Source organism: Dysgonomonas reticulitermitis, assembly GCF_054601275.1.
In genome coordinates, this window is sequence record NZ_BAAHWU010000081.1 from 1 (window position 1) to 7,238 (window position 7,238).

6 protein-coding genes are annotated in these 7,238 nt (G+C 54.8%); all 6 read left to right on the forward strand.

Annotation, left to right across the window (positions count from 1 at the left end):
- A partial coding sequence (locus ACYPZI_RS15200) for a BACON domain-containing protein (protein WP_459603101.1) occupies positions 1 to 845 on the forward strand: 845 nt, incomplete at its 5' end.
- A 23-nt stretch (positions 846 to 868) separates the two neighbouring features.
- Positions 869 to 3,949: a FimB/Mfa2 family fimbrial subunit gene (locus ACYPZI_RS15205; RefSeq protein WP_459603103.1), complete on the forward strand. Its 3,081-nt coding sequence runs from the start codon at positions 869 to 871 to the stop codon at positions 3,947 to 3,949.
- A 656-nt stretch (positions 3,950 to 4,605) separates the two neighbouring features.
- The gene (locus ACYPZI_RS15210) at positions 4,606 to 5,601 is read left to right on the forward strand and encodes a DUF5106 domain-containing protein (protein WP_459603105.1); all 996 of its coding nucleotides are present in this window, start codon (positions 4,606 to 4,608) and stop codon (positions 5,599 to 5,601) included.
- A gap of 110 nt (positions 5,602 to 5,711) precedes the next feature.
- A complete protein-coding gene (locus ACYPZI_RS15215; RefSeq protein ID WP_459603106.1) occupies positions 5,712 to 6,086 on the forward strand; it encodes a bactofilin family protein in 375 nt (124 codons plus the stop codon).
- Between the two features lie 64 nt (positions 6,087 to 6,150).
- Positions 6,151 to 6,711, forward strand: a complete 561-nt coding sequence (locus ACYPZI_RS15220) for a hypothetical protein (RefSeq protein WP_459603108.1) — start codon at positions 6,151 to 6,153, stop codon at positions 6,709 to 6,711.
- A 226-nt stretch (positions 6,712 to 6,937) separates the two neighbouring features.
- A partial coding sequence (locus ACYPZI_RS15225) for a ParA family protein (RefSeq protein ID WP_459603110.1) occupies positions 6,938 to 7,238 on the forward strand: 301 nt, incomplete at its 3' end.

Sequence of the window (7,238 nt, forward strand, 5' to 3'; positions counted from 1 at the left end):
TCGATGTGGATCTCAGTTCAACCGCACAGGCCAAATTCAAGCTGACAAGCGTACGGCTCTATAATTATAACGACCAGGGCCAGGTCGCGCCCGATGACGCGAACTGGAACAGCGGAACCTCCATCGCAACGGCCCCTACCGTTCCCGCAACGGCTAGCAAACCGGCGAACCCCGGACTAAACCCGCTGCGTTATGACGGGACATCCATAACGACAACGGATATAGCCTGCGAAAACGAGATCTATACATTCGAGGCTGAAGCCGGTACCTCCGCCAACCCGGAGGACAATACCTGCCTGGTCATAGGCGGCATTTACGATACGGATGGCGTGCAGACCTTCTACCGCGTCGACTTCGCCAATACCGTGTCATCGGTAACCACTTACCTGCCCCTGAAGCGCAACCACCTGTACGCGGTAACCATCGCGGATGTCGGCGGCTCCGGATTTCCCACTCCTGAAATAGCTTTTAACACCCCGACGGTGAATATAACCGCCACTATCGCCGAATGGAACCTTATCGGTCTCGGTCCCGACCTGGCCGGAGGCAATTATATACTGACGGCTACCCCGGACGCGTTAAGCTTTACTGCATCCGCCGGCAACCGGGACGTTGACGTTTACACCGATAACGCCGGGGGAATCTGGAGGGTGGACAAGATCGCGGACGCATCCGACGCCCTCATCTCCTGGCTGAGCGCCGGTACAACCTCGGGTCCCGCCAATACAACCACAACCGTTTCGGTTTCGGTTACGGCAAATACCGGCGGTACCGCCCGTACCGGTTATATCCACTTAAAGGCAGGGAAGCTGACCAAAATCATTACTGTCGATCAGAACGGATAGAAAATTCAAAAAAAACAAAATATATGAAAAAACAGGGTTTATATCTATTGATGCTCGTCTACTTGCTGTCCGCGCTATGCGGGTGCACGGATGAGCGCGAAGCCACTGTCGCCGGAAATAGCGGCGGGCAGCAGGTTCATTTTTCAGTCCGGGTGCCGGGAGCTACCGCACCCAAAACCAAGGCGCTGACCGCCGATGACGAAAACGAGGTGGATCATATTGTCCTGCTGCTGTTCACTACCGCAGGAGGCTATACCCACTACCCCATCAATATCACATCTGTAACGACCAACTCCAGCAACAGCGCGATAAAAACATTTACGGCCAGCATTCCGCAGGGAACCTACGACCTGGTGATCCTGGCCAACAGCAGCCAGATTGTCAACGCCGCGTTGGGAAGTATCAACGCAGGGGATAGCAAGGCATCCGTTATGCAGCGGTTATTGCTATCCAATGCCGGCCAATGGAACACCGACCCCGCAGCCCCGGGCTATAAAAAGATCCCGATGTGGGGCGAGATCTCCGGCCTGACAGTCAGTACGGCTACCGGCAGCCAGTCGGTATCCCTGACGCGCATGCTCGCCAGGATCGATGTGCTCATAAGCCCGTCAACCCAGTCTGATTTCAAGCTGACAAGCGTACGGCTCTATAATTATAACGACCAGGGCCAGGTCGCGCCCGATGACGCGAACTGGAACCGCGGAACCACCATCGCTACGGCCCCTACCGTTCCCGCAACGGCTAACAAACCGGCGAACCCCGGACTAAACCCGCTGGTTTACGACGGGAGATCCATAACGACAACGGATATAGCCTGCGAAAACGAGATCTATACATTCGAGGCTGAAGCCGGCGCGGCAGCCACCCCGGAGGACAATACCTGCCTGGTCATAGGCGGCATATACGGGTCGGATACACAGGTGACCTATTACAAGGTCGAGTTCGCCAATACCGTGTCCTCGGTAACCACTTACCTGCCCCTGTTGCGCAACCACAGGTACCTGGTGAAAGTCAATGATGTCGACGGTTCCGGACAATCCGACCCGGAAGCAGCCTTTAACGGGCCTGCGGTCAATATTACCGCCACGATACTCGACTGGAACGAATCACAGATTACCGACATCGTTTTCGACGGCCAGAATTACCTGGGGGTATCCCAGGGCGAGTTTACCTTCTCCAGCGATGCCCGTACGGCAGCTCGCGAAGACAATATCCTTTCCATTATTACCGATTGCCCGGGAGGATGGACAATAGATAAGATAGCCGATGCCGCCGGTAACACTTCCGACTGGCTGGACGCCACAGTCAAGGCAGGCGCCGCCGGCCCGGCTGTCGATACAAAGCTTACTATGAGCCAGAACAGCGGTACCAGCGAACGTATCGCCTTTGTCCACCTGTCCGCCGGCCGGCTGAAGTATGTCGTCAAGGTGACACAGGAAATCTCCGCGGCCCTTTCCCTGAACATCACGGATAGCAGCGGGAACCCGGTCAGCCAGCTCGAGTTTTTCGCCGCGAAAGATACCCAGCCTGCCGCCCAAGAGTTCCACCTGGCATGGACCCCGATTGCTTCCCCCCTGACCTTTGTCAGTACAGCCATCGGCACAGCCTTTACCTTCTCTACCGGCACGGGCCTGACCAGTATTCCGGCCAGCGGCAGCCTGACAGACGCTTCGGCTACCCATGACTATAACATACAGCCACCGGCCATCACCACCGCCCAGCTGAACGCCGATCCGTTCCTGGTGCGTTCGTCGATCTGGTTTTACAGCGTTTCCAACGGGATCTCCTCCATCAACAAATCCCTTACGCTTCGCCAGGGTGTCTATAATATGATTCCCATGGTAGCTTCCATGTACCTGATGGATGGCAACACCAAATCGTTCGCCGTACGATCCAACTCGCCTTTTACGGTGACCGTCAAAGAAGATCCGGATAACGTGCTTACGCTGCCGACTGCCACCTACCCGGCGAACATAAGCGCCGCCGGACAAACGGTATACTTCGGTGTCATCGATGACATGACGACGTTAAGCGTCATATCCAGCAGCCCGGTGGTGACCATCAGCAGCCCGACAGGCCTGTTCGCTGATGTTGATGTTCCGCTGTTTTGCGCTTCGGCTCTTCTACAGCCCAAATCAAATTCGTACATTGTAGCTCCAGGGAGTATTCCCATTCTTATCCCAGTTGACAGGTGCAACGACTCCGACTTGGGTACCCAGCTTGGCGCTACTGAGGCTTTCACGGCCGAAATGGTGTGGACTGACAACGCGAATGGAATGGCCGCTAACTCGAACATTGCGTCCGTCACCGCGAGAGGTTCGGGACAGGACGGAAAGGTTATGGTATACCCTGGCTCTGCTGCAGGCAACGCTGTGGTATGCATCAAAAACACCGCAGGAGAAATACTGTGGTCTTGGCACATCTGGGTTACTTCTATAAATATACCCAATCCTGCTGCAGGAACTTTTATGACCTGCAACGTAGGGGCGCTATCAATAGCCCCGGGTAATTCCGATTTCTACGGCCTCCAGTACCAATGGGGTCGCAAAGACCCCTTCAACGGACCTTCCGCGATAAACGCTACAACGAGAAAGACATATTATGGTCCCTCAGGCGCAAGTTTTACGCAACCAACCACCACCTATAGTGGCGCCACCGCACCCAATTATAACCTTCTGAAATCGGTAAGGAACCCCGAACAACTCATTACAGGCACTTTTTCATGGTATGGCGGCTCCAGCATCCCCCAGCTGTGGACTGCGACCAAATCAGTTTACGATCCTTGCCCTCCAGGTTGGCGAATCCCGTCTGATGCAAGCTCCACTCAATCCGCGTATAGTGCCATGACCGCCGCCAACTCACCGTGGTCTGCCGGGATGCCGGGACGCGCAAGCTCCATTGGTTCTTTACCTGCCACAGGATACGGAAATTTTAACGATGCTGGTATCGCGCAGGCGGGCGTCCAAGGGATTTATCCTGGGACCACTATTACTAGTCAAGCAGGAGGACTCGCACGTGCTCTATTTTTTTCAAGCACTCAATTACTACCAAATAATCAAAACTATATAACATGCTCCGCGCCCGCGAGGTGCATTAAGGAATAAGCTACGCGCTGTAGCTGATCGTACCCGATTCAAGTCCTCCGAGCCACTACGAGCCGCCGGGTTACCCCCCCGCCCCCTCCACCCTATAGGGTAGCGCCAGGCTACCCTATGATAACCAAAAAAAAGGTCGGAGGATGATAAACAGGGATAACCCCGCACGCTCGCGCAGACGTCCCGTCTGTGTGTTGCGAAGCAATAATTATAATCCTGCCGGTATCATCATCGGCAGGGATAACGAAACAATGTGTAAAGTACTTAAACAACGACATCAAATGACTGACCATATAATACCAAAAAAGCGCCGGCGGCTTCCCTGCCTGGAAACGCGGGCGCCCTTTAACTTGATTACTATTATTGCTGTGTATCTACATTCGATCGCCGGGAGGGAGCTGCGCTGCACGGCGCAACGCCTTCATGGCGCAGGGGAGCATACGATCCGTCCCGTCGCGACGACGCCGACGGATCCGGGATCAGGGCAAAAGCTTCTGATTCCGGCTACTGCTCGCCTGAACAACTGCAACGCGGAATATTCATTCCGCACAGACCGTAAGTTCTGTACAAGCTCTGAGAGCCACACCGTTTGTGATAAATAGCGTGGCTTAATTTTAAAAACTTAAAACCTGATTATATATAGTTAACTATACAGTGCAAAAAGTATGATAAAACCGTCCACTATCCTGAATTATAGCATCTTCCCCGCCACCGTGTGTGGGATCATGATCTTCTGCCTGATGACCTGCGGGGGAGGTGAAAAGCCCGCCGCGGAGAGTCAGGCCTTGCAGGATGCCGTCCGGGGAGACGCACCCCGGCGGTTCGTCCTGCCGGTTATTCCCGGGGAGCTTACCCGTGCCGGTGAGCGTGCCGGATACCTGGCCGCCCATTACTGGGATCACTTTGATTTCAGTGATACGGCCTGTGTGCATTTGCCTCAGATCACGGAACAGGCTCTGGCCGATTACCTGGACGTTTTTTCCCATACGGACCGGGCGGCGGTGGAAGCATCGATTCCCGCCATGCTGGACCGGGCCAGACGCGAAGACCGTAGCGGTACGATGTACCGCCATTTTATATCCCTGTACAAGAAATACCTGTACGACCCGAATTCTCCGGTGCGCAACGAGGAGTATTATATACCGGTTGTCCGTCATATCCTGGGCGACAGCCTAACCGCGGAGGCGGACCGGCAGCGGGCGGGCTTCGAGTTGGAGATGCTGCTCAAGAACCGGTTGGGCGCTCCGGCTACCGACGTGAGCTATACCCTGGCGAACGGGCAAACAGGCAGGCTGTACAGCCTGCGTAAAGAATACACGCTCCTTTTCTTCTACAATCCGGGTTGCCCTGCCTGTAAAGAGACGACCGCCAGCCTGGCCTCGTCGGAGGTCATCAACCGCCTGCTGCTATCCGGCCGGCTGGACATCCTGGCCGTCTATCCCGATTCCGACCTGGACTTGTGGAAGAAGCACGCCGGGGAGATGCCATCCACGTGGCTGAACGGGTACGATAAGGGGCAGTCCCTGTTCGGCAGGAAGTTATACGACCTGAAGGCCATACCGTCGTTATACCTGCTGGACGCCCTCAAGCATGTCCTCCTGAAAGACGCGGCGGCAGAGGCCGTCGAGCAGTACCTGGCCGAACAATCGGGCCCGGCCTGAGCCATGATACCTGCGAGAATATATAAAAAAAGAAGCAACACGAGTGCACAACGACCCAAAATCCGAATAAAACGATGGGATTATCAAGAAAAAGACAAAGACGGAATAACATGGAAAGCGTGTATCAGACCCAGGGCCCGAGCTTACTTGCCGGCGGTACCGTAATCACCGGCCAGGTAAAGCTCGCCGATGACCTGCGTATCGACGGGAGCGTAGTCGGTGATATTATCAGTGAAAAGGCCGTGATCATCGGCCCTGGCGGCGAAGTGCGCGGAAATATCACGGCCGCCCTGCTGGACATATACGGTTCCCTGCACGGGGATGCCGGTATCACAGGGCTTACCGTCCTTCGCAACGGCGCTATTTTAAACGGTGACCTCAAAGCCACGGAATTGGAGATCGAGTCCGGCGCACGCTTTGAGGGGCAATGCGCGATGGCCGGCACAGGGCCGTCTCCGGGCGGAAGCGGCGAGGCGGACGTCTGATTATGTCAGAAAAACAGCGCACTTTTATTGCTTACAAAAAAAACTCAAAAATCAACCTGATAAGATGCAAAAGGCTTATTTATTGCTATTTTTTCTATTGCCGGGCCCCGGGCTTGGCGCACAGCCGCTCTTCAAGGGTCCGTCCCTCTATAAAAGCGAAACAATCTGCCTGACGGTTTCGGCGCCGTCCGGTACCCGCAACGCAAGCTGCAGATTTACGCTACAGGGCCGCAATGCAGGAAGCCGTTACGCGGATATACTGACAATTGCCCGTGGCGACGCCCGGGAGATGCTCGGCTTTTTGTCGCTTCTGAACGACTTTGCCGCCTGCGGCGGTCGTCCGGCGGAGAAGCCCCTGAGCGATTCCATCAAGGTGGAGAAGGGCCTGTCGCGGGCGGGCCTGGTGCGGATTTACAGGACCGGCCGGCGTGGATTTATAGAGGTGGATTACCCTGAAATACAGCTGTTATTGAAGGAATTTACCGCCTGGTGTGTAAAAACAAACACCGGTTACCGGATGGAAACGCATCAAGCGATGGCGATATACATTAATCGCGAAGCTAATTGTAAAGCGTCTGTGCCGGTCTTCCGGCAGCAGAAAACAGGGAAGCTTTTCAGACCGTAAGTAAAAATGAAGAAACAGTATATAGCGGTGAAAACACCGCTAACAAGTGTAGTTTTTGTAAAGTTTGTGTTTTTGGGATCCCTCTTGTCGGGATGATAATACCGGGATCCCTTTCTTTCCTCCCGGGAAAGTCCGGGATAAATGTACGGATACCTCCGGAACAAGGAAAAACCCGATCCGTGCGACAGGATCAGAATGTGAATAGAATATATAGAAATAAAAAAAGATGGGAAAGATAATCGCCATAGCCAACCAGAAGGGCGGCGTAGGCAAAACAACGACCACGATCAATCTGGGCGCCTCGCTGGCGGCCATGGAAAAGCGTGTGCTTGTCGTGGACGCCGATCCGCAGGCGAATGCCTCGTCGGGGCTGGGCATCGACATCACGCGTGTAGGAAATTCGATCTATGAGTGCCTGAACGGCGCGGCGCCCTGTCCGCAGGAGGCTGTCGTAACCACGGATACGGCAGGGCTTTACATCCTGCCCTCGCATATCAACCTGGTCGGTGCAGAGTTGGAAATGATAA

Coding starts and splice junctions, on each gene's coding strand:
- ACYPZI_RS15220 (WP_459603108.1), top strand. CDS start 6,151: ATGCAAAAGGCTTATTTATTGCTATTTTTTCTATTGCCGGGCCCCGGG.
- ACYPZI_RS15205 (WP_459603103.1), top strand. CDS start 869: ATGAAAAAACAGGGTTTATATCTATTGATGCTCGTCTACTTGCTGTCC.
- ACYPZI_RS15215 (WP_459603106.1), top strand. CDS start 5,712: ATGGAAAGCGTGTATCAGACCCAGGGCCCGAGCTTACTTGCCGGCGGT.
- ACYPZI_RS15210 (WP_459603105.1), top strand. CDS start 4,606: ATGATAAAACCGTCCACTATCCTGAATTATAGCATCTTCCCCGCCACC.